Source organism: Nocardia thailandica NBRC 100428 (genome assembly GCF_000308795.1).
Classification (GTDB): Bacteria; Actinomycetota; Actinomycetes; order Mycobacteriales; family Mycobacteriaceae; genus Nocardia; species Nocardia thailandica.
Genome location: NZ_BAGK01000106.1, coordinates 101,319 through 128,059, shown reverse-complemented (window position 1 = coordinate 128,059; position 26,741 = coordinate 101,319). Strand labels below are relative to the sequence as shown.

Genomic DNA, 26,741 nt, shown 5'->3' with positions numbered 1-26,741 from the left:
GTCGCGCCGGGCCCGATCGGGGGGTACCGGCGGCCCCGGCACCGGTGATCGGGCTCCGCTCGAATGCCGTGGGGTTCGCCCCCGGGTGGTCGACGACGCGGTGCGGTGCGAGGCGTGCCGGTCGCCGTCCCCGGACCGCGGGCCGGGCGGCCGCAGACCGGGCTGCGACGCGGTGCTCGGTCTGGCGGCCGACTCGCCCCGGCCTGTGCCGCCATCGGCCGACCGCGCCGGGTGGCGGTCCCGAGTGTCGTGATCGTCCGCGCTCGGGCGGTCGTCGACCGACCGCGACGGATCGATCCGAGTGGGGGGCGGGCCCGGATCGGGGACCGCGGCCGCCGGTCCACGGCCGGGAGTCTTCTCGGCGGCCGGTGCCCCGGAGGCCAGCAGCGGCGCGGGCGTCGGTGCGGCGGCACGCAACGCCGCCGCGGCGGCCGCCGACACGGCCCGGCTGTCGTCGGCGAGCAGCTCTTCCAGCGCCCGGACCGCCGCCTCCGCCATGCCGAGGTGTTTGCCGACGACGAGCTTGGCGAGTTCGCGGACGGCGGCCTCCCGCACGCTCGGCAGCGGGCTCCCGAGCAGCTGCTCCAGTTCCTCGGGCAGCGGGATCGGATGCGCGAGACGCCTGGTCCGGCGCGCGATGTACAGCTCGCCCTGCACGCCGAAGGCCCATTTGAGCGGGGTCTGATGGGGTGAGCACGCGCGCACCCTGGCGTAGACGTAGTCGTAGAGGTCGTCGAGCGTGATGAGCCCGTCCTGATTGCGGTCGGCCTCCCCGGTGCGGAGTCCGTCGACCAGTGCCCCGGTGAACAGCGAGGGCCGTTCCCCGGCGGCGTCGGCGAGTTCGCCGCTCTCGAACGAGTATTCCATCGCGCTCGAGGCGGTGATCACCGCGCGTCCCCGCCCGGAGAGCTGCTCCTGCAGGTTCATTCCCGTGTCCGCTCGATGGGTCATGCCGCGCTCGAACGCGCCCGCGTAGCAGCAGTCGAGCAGCAGCACGATCCGCCGGGACCTGCTGCGGTTCATCCGGCGATTCACGAATTCCGCGGCGACCGCCGTGGCGCCGAGGCGGCGCAGTTTGGTGTTGGTGGCCGCGAAATACAGTTCGCCGTCCTCGTCCTTGACCCCGTGGCAGGAGAAGTGCACCAGCAGTAGATCGTCGGTGCCCCGGTCGGCGAAGAACTCCTCGACCGTCTCCCCGATCACGTGGGCCGGTTCGTTGAGCGACGTGCGCACGTCGAAGCCGCCGACCTCGGGATCGCTGAGCACCGCGGCCAGTTCCTGCGCGTCGCGGGCCGGGGCCCGCAGTTTCCGCAAGCCCGTGTCGTGGTAGTCGTCGCACGCGATGATCAGGGCGCTGCGCTGTCCATCAGTCATGATCGTCCACCTGCCCGCTCGCCGTGCCCTCATCGCCTGCGCGATCACGGCGAGCCGTGTCCGGTCGTTGCGACACCGGCGCCGATCGCCGGTATCCGACGTTCCCCCATCGTGAACCGGCACCCCCGGCCGGCGAACGAGTAGCCGACTACCCGATCCGATAACGTCCTCGTCGAACCTCCGCCGGTCCGGCGTCGGTTCCTGCACGATTCGTTCCAGGGGAAGGACTTCGGGGGAATGTCGACAACCGACAAGGTCGTTCGGCCGTTCGCGGACACGGCAGCGGGGCGGTCCCCGAAATCCGTGCCGGTCCGACCGGTGTCGACGGCCGGCGCCGTCGGCGCGGCACTGGTGATACTCGCGGCGGGTTCGATGACCGGGTGTGGGGAGGGCGGGCATTCGACCGCGGCGGATACGGCGCCGACGACGACCACCGTCGTGGCCGAGTCCTTCCCCCGGTGTATTCCGGGTACGGAGGACGCCGAGGAGAAGCGGGTCCTTGATCTCCTGCAGGAGCGGCTCGACCTCCGGCGCGGCGAGTGCGTGTTCCGCGTGAGCCTGGCTTCGGTCGACGGCAAGACCGACCGGACGCTCGCCGAGGTCACGCTCGCCCTGTGGACGGCGCGGTCCGTCGAGGATCTGCGGCCGGCGGCCACCGAGGTCGCCCGCGCGCTGAAATCCGCGCGGGTGACGCCGCCGATCGACGACCTCGTCGTGACGAACATGGGCGCGTACCGCCGCGGGGACCAGAACCTTGGCTTCCTGGAGTTCCTGAGGGACCGCGCGTTCGAGGCGCACTCCTGGGACGGCTCGACCGGCCGCGACGCGGAGTTCGCCCAGTGGGAGGTCGACACCAAGGCCGACTGACGCCGCGGCGGACGCGCAGGCACCGGCCGTGATCCACGGAACAGCCGTCCTCAGGCCGGTCTCAGATCGGTCTCAGGTCGGCGCGGTGCGGCGGCGTTAGGGTGGTCGGCATGAGTGCGCTACCGGGCAGGTTGGTGTCGGTCGCCGAGGATCTGGACGCCGTGACGACGGTCGGGGACGAGGACGATCCCCGGGCGGCCGGGATGTCGGCCGCGGCGGTGGAGTCGCTGTGGGGCGCGGTGCGGGACTGGTATGCGCTGGGGACGACGCCGGCGATCCAGGTGTGTCTGCGGCGCAACGGCCGGATCCTGCTGAACCGCGCCATCGGGCACGGCTGGGGCAACGGGCCCCGCGACGGCGCGGACGCGGAGAAGATCCTGGTCACCCCGCAGATGCCGTTCTGCGGCTTCTCGACAGCCAAGGGCGTCGCGGCGACGGTGACGGCGATGCTGATGGAGCAGGGAGCCTTCGCGGCCGACGACCGGGTCTGCGCCTACATCCCGGAGTTCGCCGCCCGGGGCAAGGAGCGGATCACCATCGGTCAGGTGCTGTCGCACTCGGCCGGGGTGCCCTTCCTCACCCCGCCGTACAAGGGCAACGAGGTGGTCCTCGACGAGGCGCTCGCCGTGCGGGCCCTCGCGGACCTGAAGCCGAGCTGGCCGCCGGACCGATTCCGCGTGTATCACGCGCTGACCGGCGGCCTCATCCTGCGGCTGCTGGTCCAGCGGGCGACCGGCAAGCGCATGCGGGACCATCTCGCCGAGCAGGTGCTGGACCCGCTGGGCTTCCGCTGGAACAACTTCGGCGTCGACGCCGCCGACGTGGCGAGCGTGGTCCCCAGCGTCAAGACCGGCCCGCCGCAGTCCCGGCTGGCGAACTTCGTGGCGAGCAAGGCGCTGGGCGGGCGCATGGACAAGGCGTCCAAGTCCGACGGCGACGCCTTCCTCACCGCCGAACTGCCGTCGGGCAACCTGATCACCACGGCAGGGGAACTCTCCCGGTTCTACGAGATCCTCGCCCGGGGCGGCGAACTCGACGGCATCCGCGTCCTCGGCCATGCCGCGCTGCGCGACGCCATCGCCCCCGCCGACCGCATCCCCGGCATCGCGGGCCGGGTCAGCCGGGCCGGCTTCGAGCTGGGCGGCCGTCGCTCGAAGTTCGGCCGGGACACCCGATTCCACGTCGGCCGCAGCGGGTTGACCACCCAGTACGGCTGGGCCGACCCCGAACGCGGGCTGTCCGGGGCGATCCTCACCAGCGGCAAGGCGACCACCGACACGAAACGACCGTGGCAGCTGGTCGCCCGGGTCTCGGCCGCCGTCCCGCGCCTCGACCGCGCACCGGAGTGGCTCGTCGCGGGGTGACCGAGCCGCACCCGGCGCCGCCCCCGGCTACGCGGGGTCGGTGACGACGATCGTGCCGGTGGGGGCGTCGAGGAGTTCGACGGTGCGGGCGGCCGCGGTGTCCACGTGGACGCGGGGGTGTCCGGGCGGTTCGGTCTCGTAATAGGTTCCCGGGCCGTGGAACTGGCCGTACCGCAGGACCACTCCCCCGGCGTCGAGCACCGCCGCCTCGTGGGCGGCGATGACCGCGCCGCGGCCCGCGGGCGGCTCCCAGGCGATGCTCTGGGCCAGGAAGCGCCGGGCGCCCGCGGCTTTCGCGGCGGCGAGCAGATTGGCGGTGCCCTCGGTCCGGATGCGCGCGTTGGCCTCGCCAGAGGCCGCCAGGTCGGCGATGTCGTCGGGGAGGTCGGTGAGCTGGTGCATCACCAGGTCGGGCGCGAACGCGACGGCGGCCTCGACGAGACCGTCGGCGTCGTAGACGTCGCGCACGAGCGGCAGTGCGCCCGCCGCGCGCAGGGTCTCGGCCTTGCCGGGGGTTCGGGTCAGGCCGGCCACCTCGTGGCCGGCGCCGACCAGCAGGGGCAGCAACCGGACGCCGATGACTCCGGTGGCGCCCGCGAGAAGGATCCGCATGGCCCCGACCCTACGGGCCGCGGCTCAGCCGCCGATGACCGCGTTCATGATCGTGCCCGCGCTGGTGGCGACGGTGCCCCCGGCCATGGCGCCGGCGATCATCTTCGGCGATTGCAGGCCGCCGCCGCTCCACTTCTCCCAGGCGAAGCGCCCGCCGCCGTAGGTGATGGCGGTGACGCCGGACAGCAGGACCATCCAGGTGAAGTACCGGCCGAGTTGGAGGATCTTCTCCGCCATGGGCGGGGCCTCGGGGGTGGGATTGCCGATCTGGGCGAGGACGGTGTCGTGCATCGCCATGACGTCCGGCACTGCCGCCAGGATCATGCTCACGCTCGTGCTCCTTCGTCGGTTGGTTCGTGGTGAAGCCGAAGACGAGAACTCGTGACGCGGTGAAGCCAGATACGGTTGTCTATTCAACCTCAACGTGGGGCTGTGATCCAGAGGACACTCCGCGGCGGGCATGACCGGCATCACACGACACGGGCTGTGCCGGACAGGCGTCCAACGCCTAGCATCGGAAGACGAGGCTCACTGTCGAACCCGGCGCAACGACGCGCTGACCACCACTTTCATCGCACAATCACCGTTCGCGGGGAGGGCACCATGGCTGTCCTGTTGTCGTTGATCATCGCGTTGGTACTGCTACCGGGAGCCGTGGCACTGGCTTCCTACGGTGCCGTGTCGCTCACCTACTGGTTCGAGTTCCGCCGCCTGCGCGCGGCCGAGCACACCGAGGCCCAACCGGCCCGCTGAGAACGCGTTCCGCCCCGGTCACCGGAGGATCTCCGATGCCGGGGCGGTCGTGTGTCCGGGGTCAGACGGCGGCGGTGAGGACCTGGCCGACCCACGGCAGCACCGCCGAGCGCACGTCGACCCGCCGCGGCAGCAGCCCGGCCTCGGCGAGCAGATCGGCGGCGCGCTGCTGCTCGTCGAGGAATTCCTCGCTCACGGGGTGGACACCGAACGGGCGGCCGCGCAACGCGGCTTCCCAGGTGTCCAGGTCGGCGGCCGCGCCGCGGGCGTGGGCGTCGTCGACGAAGTACTGCGCGGCGGCGCGCGGGTTCTCGGCGATCCAGGCGTCGGATTCGCGCAGCGCGGCCAGCACGGCCTCGACGTCCTCGCGGCGGTTCTCGGCGACGTCGCGACGGGTGAACCACAGCGACGGGTGGCTGAACACCGAGGCGGTGTCGACCAGCGTGGTGAGCTCGAGCTGCTGCTCGACCGCGGCCAGCCCCGGGTAGGCGCCGACCCAGGCGTCGATGCGGCCCGCGAGCAGGTCCTCCCCGCCGCCGCGCACGTCGGTGTCGAGGGGGACGACGTCGGACCAGGACAGCCCGGCCCCGTGCAGGGCGAACAGCAGCAGGGTGGTCTGCCAGGAGCCGTGGGCGATGCCGACGCGCTTGCCCTTCAGGTCGGCGGGGGTGGTGATGCCGCTCGCGGCGGGGGCGACCAGGCGGCCGTTCTCCACCCGCGGGCCGGAGATGCCGAGGTAGACGATGTCGCGGTCGTTGCCGAGGGCCGTCAGCGGCGGGGTGAAGCCGGTGCCGACGATGTCGTAGCCGCCCTCGGTGAACAGCCAGTCGGAGTGCTCGCTGGGCAGCGCGCTGGTGGGGTCGACCCGGTCGGCGGCGGGCAGGGCCCGCAGGTCGACCCATTCGACGTCGGGGACGCGCTGTTCGAGGATGCCGCGGTGGCGCAGCACGAACAGCGAATTGTTGTGGGGGAAGTAGCCGACGCGCAGTGTCATGGTGTGGTCTCTCAGATCAGGCCGAGGCGGCGGGCTTCGTCGGCCAGGCCGCTGCGCGACCACTGGACGGCGAGGTTGGACGGATCGAACTCGACCGAGCCGCCGAGGGTCTCGGCGATGGCCTGGTACTGGGCGCCCTCCTCGAGCAGGACGACGAACTTCGCCAGCTCGAGCAGGCCGGCGCGCCCGATCACGTTGGCGCCGCCGTTGGCCTCGAAGATGGCGACCAGGTGCGGGTCGCGCACCAGCTCGCCGAGGATGAAGTCGCCGGCGCCGACGCTGCGGTCGATGTGCGGGGGGATCTCCCGGGACAGGGTCAGCCGCTGGGAGGCCGCGTAGCGGATCGGCAGGCTGCGGTGGGTCTGGGCCCAGCCGCCGAGCCACGGGGTGTGGATGTGCACGACCGAGGTGATCTCGGGGTGGGCGCGGAAGACCTTCGCGTAGCCGGTGACGAAGCCGGCCGAGCCGGTGCCCGCCAGGACCTCGCCGTCGAAGGTCGCCACGACCGGCGACACGGTGCGCTCGGCCGCCCAGGGGCCGGGCGCGTTCAGGGCGACGGCGATCTCCTCGCCGGGGACGCGTTCGACGAAGTTGACGGTGCCGTTGCCGGTGACGGTCCCGGTCTCGCAAAAGACGCGGAAGGCGGTCTCGGCGTCGCGGGTGGCCGCGGCGACGAAAGCCGAGACGGTCTCCGGCAGAACGGTTTCGGTGGTGGTCATGGTTGCTCCGTTATCGGGCGATGGACAGGACGTCGGAGACCGCGCCGGGGGCGGTGAGGCGGGAGCGGCCGAGCAGCGGCAGCACTTCCTCCCCCACCCGGTAGGCCTCCTCGAGGTGCGGGTTGCCCGCGAGGATGAAGGCGTCGACACCGAGCTCGATCAGCTCGTCGAGCCGCTGGGCGACCTGCTCGTAGCTGCCGACCAGGCCGAAGGCGGGCCCGCCGCGGATGAGGCTGAAGCCGCACCACACGTTGGGCTGGACCTCGAGATCGCGGTAGCCGGTGATGGTCTCGGGCACCCAGCCGGCGATGCGGGCCGCGCCGACGGAGTCGCCCGCGGCGGCGCGGTTGGCGGCCTCGCGGTCGACGAAGGCCCAGCCCTTCTCGATCTCGGCCCAGGCGGCTTCCTCGGTGTGCCGGGCGACGATGTCGATGCGGACCGCGAACTTCGGTGTGCGGCCGAGATTCTCGGCGTGGCGGCGGACCCCGTCGAACTTGGCGCGCAGGTCGGCGAACGGTTCGAGCCAGGACAGGTAGTAGTCGGCGTGGCGGCCCGCCGCGGCGACCGCGGCGCCCGAGGAGCCGGAGAAGTAGACCTCCGGGAACGGCTGCCCGGCCAGGCCGGGCGGCAGGGCCGCGCCCTCGGTGCGGTAGAAGCGCCCGTCGTGGTCGTAGGGGTGCCCGTCCCACACGCCGCGCAGCACGTCGAGGAATTCGCTGGTGCGCGCGTAGCGGTCGTCGTGGGCGACCTTGTCGCCCCACCACAGCTGCGCCGGGCCGCCGCCCCCGCTGATGATGTTGTAGACCAGGCGGCCGCCGGTGGCGCGTTGCAGGCTCGCCGACATGCGGGCGGCCTGCACCGGGTGCAGGAAGCCGGGCTGGAAGGCGACCATGAACCGGTAGGTGGTCGATTCGGCGGCCAGCGCGGCCGAGACGGCCCACGGGTCGTCGGTGACGGGGAACGAGGGCAGCAGGCCGCCGAGGAAGCCGGCCGACTCCGAGGCGCGCACGACCGCGGCCATGTGGTCGAGGTAGCTGTAGTCGTCCAGCGCGCCGCCGCGGATGGCCGGGGCGAGGTTGCCGGGGCCGTAGCCGCCCGCGTTGCCGCGGTTGTAGCGGCGCGGGGTGCGCAGGGAGGCGTGGTCGCCCTCCATGCCGATGCGCCAGTACACGTCGATGGTCATGCGGACTCTCCTGCTCGGGCGAGGGTGCGGCCCACGGGATCGGCCAGGTGCAGCAGGTGTTCGCCCGCGCGGTGCACCTCCTCGATGGTGGGGTGGCCGGACAGCACGACCACGTCGGCGCCGTAGGCCGCCAGCCGCCGCGCCACCCGTTCGTAGCTGCCGACGAGGCCGATGTCCTGGGCGTGCCCGAGGGCGCGGAAGCCGGACCGGCGTCCGTCGCCGAGGTCGGCGTCCCGGCGTGCCGCGCCGCCCGGGTCCAGCTCGTCGTGCTGGCGGGACACGCGTGCCCGCGCCTCGGCGTCGGTCTCGCGAGCGATCACCGGCACCTCCACGCCGATGCGCACGGTCCGGCCCGCCGCGGCCGCGCGTGCGCGCAGCTCGGCGATCGGCCCGTCGAGGCCGTCGGACGTCTCGGCGAACAGGTGCAGGTCGCCGTGCGCGGCGGACAGCTCCAGCGCGGCAGGGGACGTGCCCGACAGGTGGACCTCCGGGAAGGGGAGGCCGGACAGGATGCCGCGGAAGCCGCCGTCGATCACGTCGTAGTACCGCCCGGCGTAGTCGAAGCCGGTCCCGGCGAATCCCGCGGCGGGGACCTCGGATTCGTTCCAGACGCCGCGGGCGACGGTGAGGAACTCCGCGGCGCGGGCGTAGCGGTCGTCCCCGGCGACGAGGTCGCCGCGGGAACGGGCGTCGGCGTCGTCGGTGTCGACGGCCAGGCGCCAGGCCAGGCGGCCGTGGCTGTGCCGCTGCAGGGTCGCCGAGACCTTGGCCGCGTAGACGGGCGTGCCGAAGGCGGGCTGGAACTCGACCGCGATCCGGGCGTAGCGGGTCGCGCGCAGGGCGGCGCCCGCGACGATCCAGGATTCCTCGCCGAGGGGATCGTAGGGCGCGAGGACGCCGTCGAAGCCGGTCAGCTCGGCCGCGTGGACGATCTGGGCGAGATCGTCGAAGGGGCCGAACCGACCGGCACGCACGTCCGTGACCGCCGTCGCCCCGGCACCGTTCGCGCCGGAGCCGTCGGCATCGATCCGGCGCGGGTCGGTGGCGGCCAGGGGCGCCACACCGTCGGCGAAGCCGCCGCGGCGACGCAGGTCCGGGCGCGCCCGGCGGCCGTCGCCGCGGGTGGGCAGCCGCCAGTAGAACTCGGTCATGCGGGCACCCGCTCCGCGGCGACCAGCTCGACGGCCTGCCGCAGGGGCTCGTGAGCGACCCAGGAGTCGAGGTCGAAGTCGGCGGCGAGGAACCCGTGGGTGTAGAGGAACTGCTTCTGCACCCCCAGCAGTTCGAGGCGCTCGGCCGACAGCGACGGGTGCAGCCCGCGGTGGAAGTCCTCGCCGTAGGCCGCGACGACTCCCTCCGGGCCGGACAGGGTCTCGCGCTGCAGGACGGCGCGGACGCCGTCGAGGTCGCCCGCCGCCCAGTCCGCGGCGCGCAGGCTCTGGGCCAGGAAGCCGACGACGACCTCGGGCCGCGACTCCAGCAGGTCGGCGTGCACGGTGATCGGTCGCGGGGTGCCGTTGTTCACCCGCGCGCGCTTGTGTTCGGTGGCGTCCAGGTCGACCGCCACGCGCAGCCCGTGCTCGCGGGCGACCTCCTGCGCCCGGGCGCCCTTGACGTAGACGGCGTCGACGGTGCCGTCGAGCAGTTCCTCGATCCCCCAGGTGGTGGAACGCCGCGCGCTCTGGATCTCGGTGCGCACCTGGGGATCACGCTCCACGGCGAGTTCCACCGGGCGCACGTCGGCCAGGGTGAGGCCGGCCTGTCGCAGCGCGTTCGCGAAGCCGTGCAGGGCCATGGCGCGGGGGAAGCTGCGGGCCCGGTCCTGTGCCCAGGCGGGCACGCCGATCCGCAGGCCGGCCAGGTCGGCGGCCCCGGCGACCGCGGAGTCGGGGCCGACCAGGATGGCCTGGGCCTCGTCGATCCAGGTCAGGCCGATCAGCCGGGTGGGCGAGCCCTGCGCGCGGGCGGCGAGCGCGGGCACGTTGCCGCCCTCGCGGACGAGGCCGGACAGGTCGTGGAGGAAGTGGTGACCGGCCAGTTCCGGGCCCGCGTCCTGCAGGACGCCGAAGTCGAGGCCGGCCGCGGCGGCGGTGTCGCCGAGCCAGCCGAGGCTGTGTGCCAGCCCGCTCGCGGTCGGGACCGGGCAGCGGGTGTACCAGAGGGTTTCGCTCATGACAGGCTCCTGGAGGCGGTTCCCACACCCAGCCGGGCGAGGAATTCGGTGCGGTGGTGCAGGGATTCGGGGGTGGTGTGCTCGCGCGGGCGCGGCAGGTCGATGACGGTGTCGACGGCGAAGCGGCCCCGGTCGAGGATGATCACGCGGTCGGCCAGGCGGATGGCCTCGTCGACGTCGTGGGTGACCATGAGCACCGCGGGCCGGTGCCGGGCGACCAGGTCGCCGACGAGGTCCTGCATCTGCAGGCGGGTCAGCGCGTCGAGGGCGGCGAACGGCTCGTCCAGCAGCAGCAGTTCCGGTTCGCGGACCAGCGCGCGGGCCAGCGCCGCCCGCTGCGCCTCGCCGCCGGAGAGCGTGGCGGGCCACTGCCCGGCCTTGCCGTCGAGGTGCACCTCGGCCAGCGCGCGCAACCCGGCCTCGCGGGTCTGCCGCGAACGGCGCTGTCCCACCACGACGTTGGCCAGCACCCGCTTGGACGGGATGAGGCGCGGCTCCTGGTAGACGGTGGTGCGCCGCGGCGGGACGAGCACGGTGCCCGCGTCGGGCTGTTCGAGGCCGGTGAGCAGGCGAAGCAGGGTGGTCTTGCCGGTGCCGCTCGGCCCGAGCAGCACGACGAACTCGCCGCGGCGGATGGTCAGGTCGATGCCGTCCAGGACGGTCTTGTCGCCGAAGGCCTTGCGCAGGCCGGTGATCGAGACCGCCACCGGCGCGGTGCCGGTCGGGGCGGGGGCCTTCTCGGTCGTGGTCATCGGATCGCCACCTGCTTGCGCCAGGGCATCGCGTACCTCTCCGCGAGCCGGACCAGGACGTCGAACACCAGGCCGAGCAGCGCGTAGAGGACCACGCACAGCACCATGTAGTCGGTGCGGTTGTATTCCTGGGCCAGGGTCACCAGATAGCCGACGCCCTCCTGGGTGCCGACCTGTTCGGCGGCGATGAGGGCGGTGATGCTGATCGACAGGCACACCCGCAGCGCCATCAGGATGCCGGGCAGGGCCGAGGGCACGATGACCTCGGCCACCAGCCGGAAGCCGGTCAGCCCGAATCCCCGGGCGGCCTCGACGATCTTGCGGTCGACGTTGCGCACGCCGAGGTAGGTGTAGGCGTACATCGGGGCGACGGTGGCCACCGCGATGAGCAGGATCTTGTACAGCTCGTCGATGCCGAACCAGGCGATGAACAGCGGCACCAGCGCCAGGAACGGCACCGCGCGCAGGATCTGCATGGTCGAGTCGACCAGTTCCTCGCCCAGGGCCGAGAGGCCGGAGAGCAGGCCGAGCACGAGCCCGGCCGAGACGCCGAGGGCCACGCCGGCCGCCGCCCGGCCGAAGGAGGCCAGGGAGAAGTCGACGAGCTGGCCGTTGCGCGCCAGTTCGAGGAAGGCCGACCACACCGCGCCCGGCCCGGCGATGACCCGTGGCGAGATCGCGCCCGAGGCGGTACCCGCCCACCAGGCGACCACGATGGCCGCGGGCAGGGCCGCGCGCAGGGTCAGCGACAGCGGACGCGGCCGGGCGCGGACCACCCGGGCGCGCGGCGGGGCAAGGCCCGCCGTCGCCACGTCGAGGGTGCTCATCGGCCCGCGCCGCCGTTCAGCGCGGCCAGCTGCTCGGGGTTCAGCTTCGCCTTCAGGTCGTAGAAGATGTCGTTCGCGGTGATGCGGTTCTTGATGACGCCGTTGTCGGCGAAGGTGCTGACGACGTCGGCCAGGTCGGCGGCGTCGGACTCGCGCGGCAGCCGGGGCACGGTGACCTCGCCGCCCACGCGCACCGCGTCGGCCAGCCGGTCGCCGGTCAGCGCCCGCGGGCCGGTCTTCTCGAAGACGTTCTCGAAGTCGGCCGGGTTCGCCTTCTGCTTCGCGGTCAGGCCCTGCAGGACCTCGAGGTACTTGGCGGCCACGTCGGGACGCTGGTCGAGGACCTCGGTGCGGAACACCACGACGGTGTTGTCCTTGGAGCCGATCTGCTTCTCGGTGACGATCTCCACCGCGCCGGCGGCCTTGGCCTCCTGGTAGGGCACGAGGAACGAGGCCCACCCTTCGACCTTGCCGGTGGCGAAGGCGGAGGCGGCGTCCTTCTGCTGCAACGGAACCCGGGTCACCTTGTCGGCGGGGATGCCCGCCGCCGCCAGCGCCTTGAGCACGATGTACTCGCCCTTGCCCGCCGGGTTGACCGCCACGCGCTTGCCGACCAGATCGGCGACCGAGCGCACCCCGGACTCGGGGGTGACGACGATGCCGCTCTGGTCCTGGCCGGCGGGGTCGGCCACGGCCACGATCTTGACGCCGACGTCCTTGGACAGCGCGCCGACCACCGGGCTGAACGCGGCGCCGGAGACGTCGAGCTCGCGGGTGTTGAACAGCTTGAGCATGGAGCTGAAACCCGGTGTCGTGGTGACCCATTCGACCCTGGCGCCCAGCGGCTTCAGGGCGGCGTCGAAGGTGCCGTCGCGCTTGGCGACGGCCAGGGGCCCGGAGTTGCCCGGGTCGGTGACCTTGAGGACGAAGGACGCGCCCGCCCCCGGCTCGGGGGTCGAGCCTGCCGAACAGGCCGCGACGAGCGCTACGGCGGGAACGATCGCGAGGGCGATCCGCGTGAAGGCCGAGAGCCTGCGGGACATGGGTGCTCCTGTTCGGGGTCTTGCGGTGGATGCCCTCGCAGCGTAGGAGCGGACCGGGGCGCCAACGAGGTATGCCATTCCATGGATTGGAAGGCTTGACAGCGTTCGCCGCCGCCATCTATAGGGGTTTTCCGCACAACGGAACACACGTTTTCCGAATAACGGAAAGCGTCGCCGCCGGTCGCTGCGCGACTGTGTTACCTTCGCTGCTGTGGAGACCACCAGCGTGCAGACCGTCACCCGGGCCCTGTCGGTTCTCGACTGCTTCCGCGGCGGCGAGGAACGCGGGGTCTCGGAAGTCGCACGCGCGCAAGGACTCGCGGTGAGCACGACCCACCGGCTGCTGGCCGCGCTCGTGCAGGCGGGGTTCCTGGAGAAGGACGCCGAGTCCAGCCGCTACCGCATGGGCGGCGCGCTGGCCGAGTACGGGCAGATCGCCTACCGCCAGCACCGGATCTACCTCGCCGAGCCCTACCTCGAACAGCTCGCCGCCACCACCGGCGCCAGCGCCTCGGTCGCCACCCGCCACAGCATCCACGCCGTCCTGCTCGGCACCAGCCGCTGGCGCGAGAGCGACGGGCACCGGCTCCAGGGCGTGCGCCTGCCCCTGCACGCCAGCGCCCTCGGCAAGGCGCTGCTGGCCTGGTCGGAGGTGACCGACGAGGAGCTCGAGTCCCTGCCCTACGAGGAGGGCACCGAGCGTTCGGTCTCCAGCCCGGCGGAGCTGCGCGCCGAGCTGGTGACCACCCGCGAACGCGGATACGCCTTCAACGACCGCGAACTCGATCCCGGCTTCCGCACCATCGGCGCGCCCATCCTGGATCCGCAGGGCCGCTGCCGGTTCGCGCTCGGCCTGCGCGGACCGGTCGCGCTGATGATCGACGAGCGGCTGCCGTTCTTCGTCGAGCTGGCCAAGGTGACCGCGGCCGACATCGCGGCCCGCTTCGCCGCCGCCGACTGACCCCGGTCCCGGGGCGTGGGAAAACCCCGCGCGGGAACATCGGCGGCGCGGATACGTTGCCGGGGACGGCGGGCGAGGAAAGGACTGTGCGTGGCGACCGAAACGGGGACTCCGGCTGTCGGATTGCGCTCCGAGCGGGGCGCGATCCTGGCGGCGCTCATGCTCTCGACCGGGCTGATCGCCCTCGATTCGACGATCATCGCCACGGCGGTGCTGACCATCACCGCCGATCTCGGCGGCTTCGCGCAGTTCCCCTGGCTGTTCTCGATCTATCTGCTCGCCCAGGCGGTCACGGTGCCGATCTACGGCAAGGTCGCCGACACCGTGGGCCGTAAACCGGTCATCCTCTTCGGGATCGCGGTGTTCGGGCTCGGCTCGCTGCTGTGCGGGCTGGCGACCACCATGCCCGCGCTCATCGCCTTCCGCGCCGTGCAGGGCGTCGGGGCGGGCGCGATCCAGCCCATGACCATGACCATCGCGGGTGACCTGTACACCCTGGCCGAACGGGCGCGGGTGCAGGGCTACCTGGCCGGGGTGTGGGCGGGCTCGGCGGTGCTGGGCCCGCTGCTGGGCGGACTGCTCTCGGACGAGGCGAGCTGGCGGTGGATCTTCCTGGTGAATCTGCCGCTGTGCGCGGTCGCCGCCTGGACGCTGACGCGGGCGTTCACCGAGCAGGCGCCGCGGCGCGCCCGGCGCATCGACTACCCCGGCGCGGCGCTGCTCACCCTCGGCGCGGGCGGGCTGATCCTGGCGCTGCTCGAAGGCGGCCAGGCCTGGGCATGGGGCTCGCCGGTGTCGATCGGGCTGTTCGCGGGCAGCGCGCTGGTGCTCGCCGCCTTCGTGCTGGTGGAGCGGCGCGCGGAGGATCCCGTGCTGCCGGTGTGGGTGTTCACCCGCCGGGTCCTGGTCGCCAGCAGCGCGGCGTCGCTGCTCGTCGGCGCCGTCGTGCTCGGGCTGACCTCCTACGTCCCGGCCTTCGCGCAGGGCGTGCTCGGCACGAGCGCGCTGGTGGCGGGGTTCACCGTCGGCGCGCTGACCATCGGCTGGCCGATCGCCGCGTCCCAGGCCGGGCGGCTGTATCTGAGGCTCGGCTTCCGCAGCACCGCCGTCATCGGCAGCGCGCTGGCCGCGACCGGATTCGCCAGCACCCTGCTCATCGGTCCGCAGTCGCCCCCGTGGCAGATCGCGCTGTCGTGCTTCGTCGTCGGCGGCGGCATGGGGCTCGTCGCCACCCCGACCCTCATCGCCGCCCAGACCGAGGCCCGGTGGCACGAACGCGGGGTGGTCACCTCGACCAACATGTTCGCCCGGTCCCTCGGCAGCGCCGTCGGCGTCGCGGTGTTCGGCGCACTGGTCAACGCCACCGTCACCGGCGGCGACCACCCGGACCCGCGCGAGCTCGCCGACGCGGTGCACCTGGTGTTCGTGACGATGTTCGCGCTGTCGCTGGTGTTGCTGGTGATCGCCACGACCATGCCCGGGCGCGAGGCCGCGCGCCGGGCCGGGGATCGGCACGGGGAAACGGCGGTCCCGGGACGCGGGTGAGCGCGCCCCGGTTCTGGCGCGGCGCCGCCGAGCGCGCCGATGATCCCGCCCGGCTCATCCCCCGGCGCCGGCCGCGGGGTGCGGCGCGGCGGCGGTGATCATCGGCCCTCCCCGGACCCGGGCGGCTCCGGGCGGTCCGCCGGCGCGTCCGGGCGGTTGGTGACCTCCACCTGTTCCGAGGGTTCGAACTCGATCACCCGGCGTACCCGCGAGCCCGCGACCGTGCCGAGGTCGACCAGGACCGGCGCACCCGCGCGGGCCTGGGTGACGGTGCCGACCAGCGCGCGTTCGGGCTCCTCGCCGGCTCCGGGCAGCAGGATCAGGTCGCCGGGGCGCAGGGCGTCGGCCCGGACGCCGCGTGGATGCGGAGGGGCGGCGAAGGTGCCGCTGTAGGTGCGCCCGGCCGCGCTGCCGAGGCCGCGTTCGGCGATGGTCCACCAGACCGGCGCGTCCTCGGTGCCGGGCGCGACGCGGGCGTGCCAGCCCAGCAGGCGATCGCGGGTGGCCTCGGCCGCGGCCCGGGTCTCGTGCTGGGAGACGTGGCGGCGCACCAGGGCGTTGCGGGCACGCGTGGTGCCGGCGGCGCCGTCGACCACCAGGATCCAGCGCGCGGTCGCCGAGGCGTCGCGGGCGGCGGCGATGCGCTTGGCCAGCGCGAGGCCGGGGGTCGCGCCGAGGCGGTCGGCGGCCTCCTCGAGGGAGTCGACCAGGCCGAGGCCGCGCAGGAACTCGGCGACGGTCAGCTCGGAGGTCCCCAGCTCCTGGGCGAGGGCGGGCAACGGCGTGCGGCGGCGCCAGCCGATGCGGATGCTGTGCTCGTGGCGGGTGAGCCAGAGGCCGCTGCCGGTGCGCCGGTGCGCGTCGACCACGCAGGCCCACCAATCCCAGTCGGGTTCGGCGATCAGGCGCTGCCGGATCCAGCGCTCCCGGTCCGGCCCGGGCACCTTCTCCTCCGGTGGCACGAAATGGCGCAGCGCGGCGCGCACCGCCGAGGGGGTGCGCCCGAGTTTGGCCGCGGTGCGCGCCAGGTCGTTCCCGGCGCGCAGGTCGTCGGCCAGGGTGCGGTACTCCGATTCGCGCCAGGTGGTGCCGTGCCTGCTCGGCGGCAGCAGATCGCCGCGCTGGATGTCACTCATGATGTGCCCCCGTTCTCGCACCGCCCGGACTGCGACATCGCCGGGCGTGGTGTGTGACACAGTCGACGATACCCGGGGGGTATGACAGAAAACCGTTGTCTACCAGCGCATTTCCGGCTACCACCGGCGGCGGGCGAGGCCGCGGAATAGCGGCGCGGGCGCCCGTGTTGGCATGTCCCGGAGCTTGTGGCGACGACGAGGAGTGAGATGAGCGCGGTGAAGCTGTCGGTCCTGGACCTGGCACCGGTACAGGCCGACGCGACCGCGGCCGACGCGTTGCGCGCGACCACCGAGTTCGCGCGACGCGCCGAGGAGCTGGATTTCCACCGGTTCTGGGTCGCCGAGCACCACAACATGCCCGGTATCGCCAGCTCCGCACCGGCGGTGGTGATCGCCCACCTGGCCGCCGCCACCCGCCGGATCCGGGTCGGCTCGGGCGGGGTGATGCTGCCCAATCACGCGCCGCTGGTCGTGGCCGAACAGTTCGGCACCCTGGAGTCGCTGCACCCGGGCCGCATCGATCTGGGCATCGGGCGCGCGCCCGGCACCGATCAGGCCACCGCCCGCGCGCTGCGCCGCCACGCCGACGGCCTGGGCGCCGAGAGCTTCCCGCGCGAGCTGGCCGCGCTGCTCGGCTACTTCCGGGGCACCGACCCGCACGGGATCGTCGCCAGCCCCGGCCACGGCGCCCAGCCCGACCTGTGGCTGCTCGGCTCGAGCGGCTACAGCGCGCAGGTCGCCGCGGCGCTGGGTCTTCCCTTCGCCTTCGCCCATCACATCGCCCCGGACAACACCGCCGCGGCCCTGCGGCTGTACCGGGAGAACTTCGAACCCTCCCCCGCCCTGGCCGAGCCGTACACCATCGTCGCGGCCTCGGCGATCTGCGCGGAGACCGACGCGCGCGCCGACGAGCTGGCCGCGCCCCGCGACCTCGCCTTCGCCCAGCTGCGTTCGGGCCGGCCACAGGCGCTGGCGACCCCCGCCCAGGCGGCGGGCTTCCCCGGCAGCGAGGCCGAGCGCCGCTTCGCCGAGCAGCGCCGCGCCGGACAGCTGCAGGGGTCGCCCGAGACCGTGCGGGCCCAGGCCGCGCGGCTGCTCGCCGACACCCGGCCCGACGAGCTCATGCTCAACACCCTGGTCTACGACCTCGGCGACCGCGTCGAATCGCTCGAACGCACCCGCGCCGCGGTCCTCGACGCGAGCTAGCCGCGGGCGCGACGGCGGACGAGGGCGCCGCCGTCGTTGCCCGCCGGTTCGGCGCAGCCGGAAGCCCCGGTTGGCCAGCGACTCGCGCAGCCGGTCGCGGCCGTTGAGCGAGGCCGCGGAGGCGAGCCGGGCCAGCACGCGATCGGTCCAGGAGTGTGGCAGGTTCTGCTCGGCGTAGAAGTCGGCGACCCGCTGCTCGTAGTCGGCGATCGCGCCCAGCTGGGCGTCGGCGTCGTAGGTCTCGGCGTGCAGCACCGCGCGCTGGGGCAGCCGCGGCTTGACCCGCGCGTCCTCGCCCGGGTCCGGATGGCCGACGACGAGACCGAAGACGGCGAACACGTGCTCGGGCAGGTTCAGCTCGGCGGCCACCTCTTCGGGCTTGTTGCGGATCGCGCCGATGTAGACGGTGCCGAGGCCCAGCGATTCGGCCGCCACCAGCGCGTTCTGCGCCGCCAGCGCGGCGTCGACGAAGCCGACGTAGCTGGACTCGAGGTAGTCGGCGCCTTCGAGCGGGGCGCCGGAGGAGGCGGCGAGGGCGCGCAGGCGCGCGAAGTCCGCGGTCCACACCAGCAGCACCGGCGCCTGGCGGATGTGTTCCTGATCGCCGGCCAGCGCGGCAAGGCGGGCCTTGCGTGCGGGATCGCGGACCTCGATCACGCTCCACACCTGCAGGTTCGACGAGGTCGGCGCCGACTGGGCGGCCGAAACGAGCAGCCGCACGGTCTCGGCGGGCACGTCGTCGGGCAGGTAGCGGCGCACCGAGCGATGCTCGTGCAGCACCTGCAGCACCGGATTCCACTGCGCCGGTTCGGGAACCGCGGGGTCGCCGTAGCGCTGCTGGACGAGATGGGTGGTGCCGGTGGCGATCGGAGTCATGCGGTCATCCTCGCGCGCGGGGGCGGCGTCGTCGCTGGTAACCCTCACCGTGAACCGAACAGGAGTGGCGCGGGCGGCACTCCGTAGACTACGAGGGGCGCGCACCGCGCCGGGGAAGGGAGTCACCGTGGGGAAAGTGTTCGATCGGATCGACGACAAGCTGCGCGCGTTCATCGCCGAGCAGCCACTGTTCTTCGTCGGGACCGCGCCCTCGGCGGGCGGGCACGTCAACGTCTCCCCCAAGGGCTACCGCGACACCTTCGCCGTCGTGGACGAGCACACCGTGGCCTACCTCGATCTCTACGGCAGCGGCGCGGAGACCATCGCGCACCTGCGCGACAACGGCCGCATCACCGTCATGTTCTGTGCCTTCGGCCGCGCACCGCGCATCCTGCGGCTGTTCGGCACCGGCCGGGTCGCCCGGCCGGACTCACCCGAGTTCGACCGCCTGCGTGGTCATTTCGGCCTCCAGCATCCCGGCATCCGCTCGGTCGTCGTGGTGGAGGTCGAGCGGATCGCCGATTCGTGCGGCTGGTCGGTGCCGCGGATGGACCTGGTCGAGGAGCGCCCGGTGCTCGACTCGGTCCAGGCCACCCGCACCGACGCCGACTACGCCCGCCGCGTCGCCGGGGACAACTCGGCCAGCATCGACGGCCTGCCCGCGCTGGAACCCGACCACCCGCTGCCGTCCTCGATCGCGCGCTGACCTGCGCGTATCCGCTTCCCGGACACCGGTTTCGGCCGACGCGGCTAGAGTACGCCGGTGGAACCCGGATCTGTCAGCGCGCTGTTCGACCGTCTCACCGAGGCCCAGACCGCCCCGCCGTGGTGGCTGGTGGCGGCCACGGCGGCCGCCGCGCTGGTGCTGGTCGGCTACCGCCCGCTGTGGCGGCTGACCCGCAACGCGGTCACGGTCGCGCACGAGGGCGGGCACGCCCTGCTCGCGCTGCTGACGGGCCGCCGCCTGCACGGCATCACCCTGCACACCGACACCTCGGGACTGACCGTCTCCAGCGGACGACCGACCGGTTTCGGCATGATCCTCACCGCGGCCGCCGGCTACCCGGCGCCCGCGCTGCTCGGCCTCGGCTACGCCGCGCTGCTCGGTTCCGGGCACATCACGCTCATGCTCTGGGCGACGCTGGCCATGCTCGCGGCGGTCCTGGTCAAGGTGCGCAACGTCTACGGCCTGCTGACGGTGCTGGTCCTGGGCGGACTGGTGTTCGCGGTGTCCTGGTTCGGCAGCGACGTCGCGCAGGCGGCCTTCGCCTACCTCGCGGCCTGGTTCCTGCTGCTGGCGGGCGTGCGCCCGGTGATCGAGCTGCAGCGCACACGCCGCCGGGAGCGGGGCCGCGGTGATTCCGACGCCGACCAGCTGGCCCGCCTCACCCACCTGCCCGCGCTGCTGTGGGTGCTGCTGTTCGGCACGGTGTCGGTGGCCGCCGCCGTCGCCGGTGGCGCGCTGATCCTGGCGCCCGTGGCCGAACTGCACCCGCTGCTTCAGCGGTGAGTGGCCTCCCAGGCCGAGACCGCCTCCTCGACCAGCCGGTCCGGTGGCTGCACCGCGTCCAGGGTGATCCCGGCCTCGCCCGGCCGCAGGGGCTCGAGTGTGGCGAGCTGGGAATCCAGCAGCGTGGCGGGCATGAAGTGCCCGTGCCTGCCCGAGAGCCTGCGTAGCAGTTCCTCCCGGCTCGCCGCCAGGTGCACGAAGTACGCCGCGGGCGCGGCCTCGCGCAGCACGTCGCGGTAGACCTCGCGCAGCGCCGAGCACGCGACCACACCGCCGGCGCGGTGGTCGCCGAGCCACGCGCCGACGATGGCCAGCCACGGCCAGCGGTCCTCGTCGGTCAGGGGCACACCCGCGGCCATCTTCTGGACGTTCGCGGTCGGGTGGAAGTCGTCGCCCTCGGCGAAGGGCAGGCCGAGGCGGCGCGCCAGCCGCGCGCCGATGGTCGACTTCCCGCACCCGGACACCCCCATTACCACGATGACGGGTTCGGCCATCACCGGCCTCCTCTCCTGCCGACTGTCCCCGTTCAGGCTGTCACAGCTCGGCCGGTGGCGCCGGGATCAGCGCAGCGGTTTGTCGGTGGGGAGGTTGACGAAGCTCGGCGCCGCCGGGTCGAGCAGCAGGTGCTGCGGGGACAGGCCGGAGTTGTTCAGCATCGGGCGGAAGGGCAGCGCCTTGGGCGCGTTGCCCGCGAACACGTCGACGCGCAGGCGGTGCCCCGGCGCCAGCACGGCCTGGGTCGGCACGACGGCGATGTCGAGGGCCACCGGCGCGCCGGGCACCACCGGCAGCAGGGCGTCCAGGCTCAGCGGGTTGAACGGCGCGGTCAGGTCGCCGTTGACCGAGCGGGCGCTGCGGCGCTCGTCGATCGCGCGCATCGAGGCGGTGAGCTGACCGCTGGTCAGCACGGTGGAGGTGCCGTCGGGGTCGACGTCGTTGACCGTGACGTTCCAGTACCCGTCGGTCGCGTCGTGGATCACGTTGAGCCGCACGTTGATCGGGCCGGAGATCACCGTGGGCTCGGTGACCGGGGCGCTGGTGAAGGTGAGCCCGTTGCGTTCGGCGACCCGCGCGTCCTTGGCGCACATGTCGAGGCCCGCGGTCATGCCCGCCGCGCCCTGGGCGGCGTCGCGCGAGCACAGGGTCGTCAGTCCGGGGGCGACGGTGAGCTTCTCGGTGCCCGGCGCGCTCTCGGCGGCCAGCGAGCCGTCGTGCAGGCTGTCGTCGGTGCTGCCGCTCGCCGCGGGCGACAGGTAGACCCGCCGGTGGGCGACGCCGGGCTGCGGGAACTGCGCCAGGGTGATCCAGCCGCCGCCCTGCTGCCACACGGTGACCGGGCCGAAGTCCTGCACGCCGCTGTCGATGTCCTTGAGCCACTTGTCGAACCAGGCCCGCTGCAACACGTCCAGGCGCGGCGGGGCGCCCGGCACGCCGGTGCCCGCGCCGGGGTTGGCGTGGTAGGTGTCGCCGACGACGAGCTGCTTGCGTCCCGGCGGCAGCGGGATCGCCTCGTAGAGCTTGGTGGCGCTGTTGGCGAAGATGTCGTGCCACCCGCCGTAGACGAAGGTCGGCACGCTGATCTGCTCCGGGTGGCCGAGAATGGCCTGACGGAAGGCGGATTCGTCGTCGAGCGCCTCCTCCAGGGCGGGCGGCATGTCCTCCAGGGACGGCGTGAGCAGCGCCTGGGCGAGCAGGTCGTAGTTGGTGGCCGGGTCGGCGAGGCGGTCGCGGAACCAGGTCCAGTCGAAGGTGCCGTCCAGCATGGACCCCAGGTCGGGCACCATCTTGAACTGGTTGACGGTGTTGAGCCACATCGGCAGGAAGGTGGTGCCGACCCCGCCGCCCGGTGCCACCACGTCGCGCATGAGGTCGCTGCCGGGTTCGACCGGGAAGATGGCCTGCAGGGGCGCGGGGGCGTTCTCGGCCGCGCGCAGCTGGTTGATGCCCGAGTAGGAGCCGCCGCTCATGCCGATGCGGCCGTTGGACCACGGCTGCCGGGCGGCCCACTCGATGACCTCGCGCGTGTCGAGCTGTTCGCGCGCGCCGAGGGTGTCCCAGGTGCCCTGCGACAGGCCGGTCCCCCGCACGTCGGCGAGTACCACGGTGTACCCGCTGCGGATGAGCGAGCGGTCCACGCCGAGCATGGTCTCGATCATGCCGCCGTCCAGGGCCTGCATGAGGTCGCCGAAACCGCTGACCGGCGTGGCGGACAGGTTGAGCCTGCGCACGATGTCGACCGCCAGCGGCTGCAGGCCCGGTGTGGCGGCGGCGGATTCGATGAGGCCGGTCATGAGTTTCGAGTACGGCGTCAGGCTGACCAGCGTGGGCAGCGGCGCGGTCTCCGGGGCGCCGTTCGCGTGCGCGGGGCGGTAGACGTCGGCCTTGATCACGACGCCGTCGCTCATCGGGATCCGCACGCCGCGTTCGACGTTCACCTCCGGGTAGGCGGCGGGGCCGTCGTGCAGGGCGGTCCACGCGGCCGCGCGCGCGTCGTCGGGAGCGGCGGCCGCGGGGCCGCCGCCGGCCACGATCGCCACGATCGCGACGACCGCCGCGATCACCCGCACACGCCTGCTCCCCGATTGCACCACGGACAATGTCGGCTCCCGGACCCGTTGTCGGTTCAGCTGCTGGACTTCGCACCCCACGATCGGCGCCGAAAAGATAGCAGGGCGAACGGTCCGCCGCGGGCCGCGCCCGGTCGCGCGGGGATGTCGCTGTGGACCATCAACGTTCCAGTTCAGCGGGGTGTGGGCGCTTCCCTTGCCGGTGGGTCGGTGGTTGACTCGGGCGCGTGCGCCGGCGGGTCCGCCGCCGTCCACCACCACGAGGAGGACATCGAGCATGCCGACACGTGACACCCCCTGGCCGCAGGGCACGCCCTGCTGGGTCGACTGCCAGGTCGACGACACCGCCGCCGCCCGCGCCTTCTACACCGACCTGTTCGGCTGGGACGTGCAGGACAGCCCGCCCGAGGCGGGCGGCTACCTCATGGCCCTGCTCGACGGCAGGCCGGTCGCGGGCATCGGCCCGAAACCCGAGGGCATGGACATGCCGTCGGCCTGGACCACCTACTTCGCCGCGGACAGCGCCGACGCGATCGCACAGAAGGTCGCCGAGGCGGGCGGGCAGCCCTTCATGGCGCCGTTCGACGTGCTCGACGTCGGCCGGATGTTCGTCGCCGCCGACCCCTCCGGCGCCCCGTTCGGGGTGTGGGAGTCGCGCGCCCATCACGGCGCGGGCGTGTACAACCAGCACGGCGCCTACTGCTGGAACGAACTGCACACCACCGCCTACGCCCGGGCCGAGCAGTTCTACGCGCAGGTCTTCGGCTGGACCTACACCGAGATCGGCGACGGGGTGAACTTCACCTACGCGACCTTCACCGTGCCCGGCGGCGACCACGAGGCGGGCGGCGTCTTCGATGCCGCGTCCTCGGGCACGCCGCCGCACTGGCTGTCGTGGTTCCAGGCCGACGGCACCGACGGCCTGCTCGAGCGCGCCCGCGGCCTCGGCGCGGTGGTGCTGCAGGGACCGTCGGACAGCCCGTTCGGGCGCATGGGCGTGGTGCAGGCGCCGCAGGGCGAGATGTTCGGCGTCATCGACCCCTCCCAGGCGGTCGGGGAGGTACCGACCGGGTCGTGAGGGCGGGTCCTGGCCCGGGGGCCGTGAGGGCCACAGGACCGGTCGACCTCGTCCACGAGCCCGGACCGGCGTCGCCCGCGCGTTCGGAGTGTCTGACGACACCGCGGATGTGTGGGCGATGTCGCCGCGGACGGCCGCGTGCGAGAGCGCCGGCCGGGGAACGACGGTGACCCCAGCGGGCGGGCGCCTCGGGAAGCCGCTCGGCGCCCTCCGCACCCGGCTGCCGACCGCCCGCGTGGCGCGCGACGTTCTCGCCGCCGACCAGCGTCGCGCACCGCATATGGTGTCCGGATCACCGCGCGGGCACGGCCGCCCGGCGCCGCGCGGCCCGATAGGCCGCGGGAGTGACGCCGTACTTGGCGCGGAAGGCCCGCGCGAGCTGATCGGCGGTGCGGAAGCCGCAGGTCTCGGCGATGTCCTTGACGCTGCGCGTCCCCTCTCCCAGCGCGCTCGCCGCCGACACGAGGCGGCGGGTGCGGATGAGCCCGGCCACCGACAGGCCCTGGAGTTCGAACGCCCGGAACAGCGTCCGCCTGCTCACGTGCAGGCGCACCGCGACCGCGTCCGGATTCACCGCGGGATCGGCGAAGTTCCGGTCGATGAAGTCGACCGCGCGCCTGCGCAGCACCTCCTCGGCGCTCAACTCCACCGACGCGCCCGCCAGATCCCGTTCGAGCAGTGCGACCACGGCCGCGCGGAACAGGATCTCGTCGATCCGCGCCGCGATCCCCAGATGCGCGGGACCCGTTGCGCCACAAGCGAGATCGCGGGCGAACAGCAGCGCCGACACCGCCGCGCGCGACAGCGGCCACGCGTGCCCGCCCGCCGCCGCCGCGTCCAGCCCCCAGGCGGCGAGCGAGTCCACCGACAGATACAGCTGCAACACGTCGGCCGCCGGCCCGCCGCACCGCGACAACGCCGAGCGGAACGGGCTGTCCAGGCAGACCGCGAAGGCCTCCCCCGTGCCCGCCGCCGAGCGACTGCCCTGCTGCTCCAGGGTGACCCGCCCGTCGAGGACCAGCCCGAGTTGCAGGTAGCGCCCGTAGTGGTCGTCGACCGCGCACGCGCCGCGCTCGGCGGTGATCTCCGAGGTCCGCAACCGTGTGACCAGCACCGACCCGGTACTGCGGGTCCACAGGGTCGCCGCGAAATCCTCGTGCGCGCGCAACCGGCACCCGAAGGCGACCCGGCTCAGATCCGCCGCGCCGCGCAGCGGCACGCCCGGGTCACCCGCGCGGCCCGCCTGCTCGAGCGGGCAGGCGAACCCGGCGGTGGACGGTTCGCCCGTCGATAGCTTCGGATGCGGCGAACCGGGCCCTCCGTGCGAGCCACCGGATCCCTCGGGCACCGATCGCGTTCCCTGACCCGAACCCGCACGCTCACCGATCTCGGGAGCCTCCGTATCGATCTGCATATCCCGCCTCCGCACCGGGGCGCCTGCGATGACCGGGGACGAGGGGCGAGCACGGATCCGTCACCGGTTGCCTGCGCCTGTCGACAACTGGAACTGCTCTCGAAAAGTGAAGAATAACAGCGTAACTCGTGATCGCGGGATCGGTCCGGCGAGTTCGTCACGGCCTCCCTGGGCCCCTTCCGCCGGACTCCGGCTTCCGTGCCAACTTCACCGCGAACCCGTGCCAGAACCGGTCCGGCGACTCGCGCGGCGATGTGTCCCGAACGCCGGTCCGGCCAGCGGATTCGGCCATCCGGAAACACCTGCCGGCACGCCGACCGGGATAGCTGGGTCATTGCACCGTATCCGGGTCCGCCCTAGCATCGGGATCACCCGCCCCCCTTACTGTTTCGCCGTTCACGGGCGGCGCCGCGTCCGCTACCGCACGACCGGCGGACGTGCCTGCCAGGACTCACCGCCCATCCGGTTCGACCACTCGACGAAGGACGACTGAGACATGCTCTGGGAAGCACTGCTGTGGGTGATTCTGGTCGCGGGACTGGCCGGGGCGAGCGCCTACTACCTGCGCCGACGCGGTAAGGGCCGCGACGGGGAATCGACCAACGAGTCGGTGGGACAGGTCTTCACGCTGGTGGCGGGGCTGCAGGTGGTGCTGGCCTCGTTCCTGCTCATCGGCGTGCTCGACACCAACGCCGCGGCGGAGAAGGCGGTCTCGGACGAGGCAGATCGGCTGCTGGCCCTGCAGTGGGCGGGTGACTCGCTGCCCGAACCGGCGCGCAGCACCATCTCCGGGTCCGTCCGCCGCTACACCGGCGAGGTCATCGAGGTCGAATGGCCCGCGATGACCGCCGGGCAGGAGGTGGACGATGCCGCCTGGACCCGGCTCAGCGCGGTGCGCACGGCCATCGCGGCATCGCCGGCGACCGACGAATGGCAACGCTCGCGCCAGATCGCGGCGGCCGACCGGCTCTGGGAGGTCTACGAGGCCCGCCAGACCCGGGTGGAGGCCGCGGGCAGCGCGCTCTCACCGATGATGTGGGTGGCGCTGGCGCTGGGCGCGGTGCTGTCGGTGGGGTTGTCGCTGCTGTTCGCCGGAACCAGCGCGCGGGTACACGTGGCGGTCGTGGCCAGCTTCGCGGCGGTGGTCACGTTCATGATCTACACGATCTATCAGTTGCAGAACCCCTACGGCCGCGCCGCGGCGGTCGGGCCCGACGCGTTCACCGCGATACTGGGCCAGCTGACGTGAACAGGCCGCTGCGCACCGGACTCTGCGCGGCCGCGCTGCTGGGTTCGACACTCTTCCTGCCGGGTGCGGTCGGTGCCGCGCCCGGTGTCCCGTCGCTGCCCGGGGCACCGGCGCATCCCGGTGGGCCACGGGGCGGTTCCGAGGGCGGCACGCCGCCGGGACGGGTCGCGCCACCGGCTGGGGTCCCGCGCCCCGGCGCCGCGTCGCCGGGGCGGGCGCCGCGACCACCCGTGGCCGAACCACGCCCAGGTGCCGCATCGCCGGAGCAGGCGCCACCACCTGTGGCCGGACCACGCCGAGGCGGTGCGTCGGTAGGACAGCCGCCGCTACCGACCGTGGCCGAGCCGCACCCGGGTGCCGCGTCGACGGGGCAGGCACCACGACCACCTGTGGCCGAACCACGCCCCGGTACCGCGCCGACGGGGCAGGCACCACGACCGACCGTGGCCGAGCGCCGTCCGGGTGTCGCGTCACCGGGACAGAATCGTCCGTCCGGGGCGCCGGTCGATACCCCGCCTCTGGTGGCGGCTGATCCGCC

Annotated in this window: 25 protein-coding genes and 1 pseudogene; 10 read left to right on the top strand and 16 right to left on the bottom strand. The window is 73.2% G+C overall.

The genetic code is table 11. From position 1 onward, the window contains the following. Positions 1-1,374 (bottom strand): caspase family protein (locus tag ON36_RS11140; protein WP_174377559.1); only part of this gene is annotated, 1,374 nt, incomplete at its 3' end. Positions 1,375-1,746: 372 nt separating this feature from the next. On the opposite strand from ON36_RS11140, the gene ON36_RS11135 reads away from it, so the two are divergent. Together ON36_RS11135 and ON36_RS11130 are read left to right on the top strand one after the other, a co-directional pair. Further along, the gene (locus ON36_RS11135) at positions 1,747-2,241 is read left to right on the top strand and encodes a hypothetical protein (protein WP_157224843.1); all 495 of its coding nucleotides are present in this window, start codon (positions 1,747-1,749) and stop codon (positions 2,239-2,241) included. A gap of 110 nt (positions 2,242-2,351) precedes the next feature. Further along, positions 2,352-3,605 carry a serine hydrolase gene (locus tag ON36_RS11130; protein WP_043651042.1) on the top strand — a complete coding sequence of 418 codons (1,254 nt, stop codon included), beginning with the start codon at positions 2,352-2,354 and terminating at the stop codon, positions 3,603-3,605. Positions 3,606-3,632: 27 nt separating this feature from the next. Here ON36_RS11130 and ON36_RS11125 read toward each other — a convergent pair whose 3' ends face one another. Together ON36_RS11125 and ON36_RS11120 are read right to left on the bottom strand one after the other, a co-directional pair. Next, positions 3,633-4,217, bottom strand: coding sequence for an NAD-dependent epimerase/dehydratase family protein (locus tag ON36_RS11125; protein WP_043650976.1), 585 nt, complete (start codon positions 4,215-4,217; stop codon positions 3,633-3,635). A gap of 24 nt (positions 4,218-4,241) precedes the next feature. Continuing rightward, on the bottom strand, positions 4,242-4,541 hold the full coding sequence (locus ON36_RS11120) for a hypothetical protein (protein WP_174377560.1): 300 nt from the start codon (positions 4,539-4,541) through the stop codon (positions 4,242-4,244). 279 nt (positions 4,542-4,820) lie between these two features. Between ON36_RS11120 and ON36_RS34680 the strand changes: the two genes are divergently transcribed. Continuing rightward, positions 4,821-4,970 (top strand): hypothetical protein, encoded by a 150-nt coding sequence (locus ON36_RS34680; protein ID WP_157224842.1) that lies wholly within the window; start codon positions 4,821-4,823, stop codon positions 4,968-4,970. Between the two features lie 61 nt (positions 4,971-5,031). Here the strand turns inward: ON36_RS34680 and ON36_RS11115 are convergent, their stop codons facing one another. The 8 genes from ON36_RS11115 to ON36_RS11080 are packed head-to-tail and all read right to left on the bottom strand — an operon-like array spanning position 5,032 to position 12,661. Then, complete coding sequence (locus tag ON36_RS11115) at positions 5,032-5,964, bottom strand: ABC transporter substrate-binding protein (protein ID WP_043650972.1); 933 nt, start codon at positions 5,962-5,964, stop codon at positions 5,032-5,034. Positions 5,965-5,975: 11 nt separating this feature from the next. Beyond that, positions 5,976-6,683 (bottom strand): class II aldolase/adducin family protein, encoded by a 708-nt coding sequence (locus ON36_RS11110; RefSeq protein WP_043650970.1) that lies wholly within the window; start codon positions 6,681-6,683, stop codon positions 5,976-5,978. A 10-nt stretch (positions 6,684-6,693) separates the two neighbouring features. Then, entirely contained in the window at positions 6,694-7,866 is a 1,173-nt protein-coding gene (locus ON36_RS11105; RefSeq protein WP_043650969.1) for an LLM class flavin-dependent oxidoreductase, read from the bottom strand. Further along, positions 7,863-9,017 carry an LLM class flavin-dependent oxidoreductase gene (locus ON36_RS11100; protein WP_043650968.1) on the bottom strand — a complete coding sequence of 385 codons (1,155 nt, stop codon included), beginning with the start codon at positions 9,015-9,017 and terminating at the stop codon, positions 7,863-7,865. Before ON36_RS11100 ends, ON36_RS11105 begins: the two co-directional genes overlap by 4 nt. Continuing rightward, entirely contained in the window at positions 9,014-10,039 is a 1,026-nt protein-coding gene (locus ON36_RS11095; RefSeq protein ID WP_043650967.1) for an ABC transporter substrate-binding protein, read from the bottom strand. The genes ON36_RS11100 and ON36_RS11095 overlap by 4 nt, the downstream gene beginning before the upstream one ends. After that, entirely contained in the window at positions 10,036-10,791 is a 756-nt protein-coding gene (locus ON36_RS11090) for an ABC transporter ATP-binding protein (RefSeq protein ID WP_052313856.1), read from the bottom strand. Before ON36_RS11090 ends, ON36_RS11095 begins: the two co-directional genes overlap by 4 nt. Further along, on the bottom strand, positions 10,788-11,618 hold the full coding sequence (locus ON36_RS11085; RefSeq protein ID WP_043650965.1) for an ABC transporter permease: 831 nt from the start codon (positions 11,616-11,618) through the stop codon (positions 10,788-10,790). The genes ON36_RS11090 and ON36_RS11085 overlap by 4 nt, the downstream gene beginning before the upstream one ends. Further along, positions 11,615-12,661, bottom strand: coding sequence for an NrtA/SsuA/CpmA family ABC transporter substrate-binding protein (locus ON36_RS11080; RefSeq protein ID WP_043650963.1), 1,047 nt, complete (start codon positions 12,659-12,661; stop codon positions 11,615-11,617). The genes ON36_RS11085 and ON36_RS11080 overlap by 4 nt, the downstream gene beginning before the upstream one ends. Positions 12,662-12,872: 211 nt before the next feature. Here ON36_RS11080 and ON36_RS11075 point away from each other — a divergent pair, with 211 nt between their 5' ends. Next, positions 12,873-13,622: an IclR family transcriptional regulator gene (locus tag ON36_RS11075; RefSeq protein WP_043650961.1), complete on the top strand. Its 750-nt coding sequence runs from the start codon at positions 12,873-12,875 to the stop codon at positions 13,620-13,622. Positions 13,623-13,712: 90 nt separating this feature from the next. Continuing rightward, positions 13,713-15,167, top strand: a complete 1,455-nt coding sequence (locus tag ON36_RS11070) for an MFS transporter (protein ID WP_043650959.1) — start codon at positions 13,713-13,715, stop codon at positions 15,165-15,167. Between the two features lie 98 nt (positions 15,168-15,265). On the opposite strand, the gene ON36_RS11065 is transcribed toward ON36_RS11070, so the two are convergent. After that, the gene (locus tag ON36_RS11065) at positions 15,266-16,303 is read right to left on the bottom strand and encodes a hypothetical protein (protein ID WP_043650957.1); all 1,038 of its coding nucleotides are present in this window, start codon (positions 16,301-16,303) and stop codon (positions 15,266-15,268) included. Between the two features lie 207 nt (positions 16,304-16,510). On the opposite strand from ON36_RS11065, the gene ON36_RS11060 reads away from it, so the two are divergent. Beyond that, complete coding sequence (locus ON36_RS11060; protein ID WP_043650955.1) at positions 16,511-17,509, top strand: LLM class flavin-dependent oxidoreductase; 999 nt, start codon at positions 16,511-16,513, stop codon at positions 17,507-17,509. 51 nt (positions 17,510-17,560) lie between these two features. Here ON36_RS11060 and ON36_RS33460 read toward each other — a convergent pair. After that, a pseudogene (locus ON36_RS33460) lies at positions 17,561-18,385 on the bottom strand (NADPH-dependent oxidoreductase); the annotation flags it as partial. Between the two features lie 127 nt (positions 18,386-18,512). Here ON36_RS33460 and ON36_RS11050 point away from each other — a divergent pair. Together ON36_RS11050 and ON36_RS11045 are read left to right on the top strand one after the other, a co-directional pair. Continuing rightward, complete coding sequence (locus ON36_RS11050) at positions 18,513-19,091, top strand: pyridoxamine 5'-phosphate oxidase family protein (RefSeq protein ID WP_043650952.1); 579 nt, start codon at positions 18,513-18,515, stop codon at positions 19,089-19,091. Positions 19,092-19,148: 57 nt separating this feature from the next. Continuing rightward, complete coding sequence (locus ON36_RS11045; protein ID WP_043650950.1) at positions 19,149-19,895, top strand: M50 family metallopeptidase; 747 nt, start codon at positions 19,149-19,151, stop codon at positions 19,893-19,895. Here the strand turns inward: ON36_RS11045 and ON36_RS11040 are convergent. Beyond that, complete coding sequence (locus ON36_RS11040) at positions 19,886-20,389, bottom strand: gluconokinase (protein WP_043650948.1); 504 nt, start codon at positions 20,387-20,389, stop codon at positions 19,886-19,888. The genes ON36_RS11045 and ON36_RS11040 overlap by 10 nt on opposite strands. Before the next feature lie 66 nt (positions 20,390-20,455). Then, a complete protein-coding gene (locus tag ON36_RS11035) occupies positions 20,456-22,462 on the bottom strand; it encodes a CocE/NonD family hydrolase (protein ID WP_306306905.1) in 2,007 nt (668 codons plus the stop codon). A 277-nt stretch (positions 22,463-22,739) separates the two neighbouring features. Here ON36_RS11035 and ON36_RS11030 point away from each other — a divergent pair, with 277 nt between their 5' ends. After that, positions 22,740-23,540, top strand: a complete 801-nt coding sequence (locus tag ON36_RS11030) for a VOC family protein (RefSeq protein ID WP_043650946.1) — start codon at positions 22,740-22,742, stop codon at positions 23,538-23,540. Positions 23,541-23,832: 292 nt separating this feature from the next. Here ON36_RS11030 and ON36_RS32680 read toward each other — a convergent pair whose 3' ends face one another. Beyond that, positions 23,833-24,888, bottom strand: a complete 1,056-nt coding sequence (locus ON36_RS32680) for a helix-turn-helix transcriptional regulator (RefSeq protein WP_052313855.1) — start codon at positions 24,886-24,888, stop codon at positions 23,833-23,835. A 562-nt stretch (positions 24,889-25,450) separates the two neighbouring features. On the opposite strand from ON36_RS32680, the gene ON36_RS11020 reads away from it, so the two are divergent. Then, on the top strand, positions 25,451-26,203 hold the full coding sequence (locus ON36_RS11020; protein WP_043650944.1) for a bestrophin-like domain: 753 nt from the start codon (positions 25,451-25,453) through the stop codon (positions 26,201-26,203). The last annotated feature ends 538 nt before the right edge of the window (positions 26,204-26,741 follow it).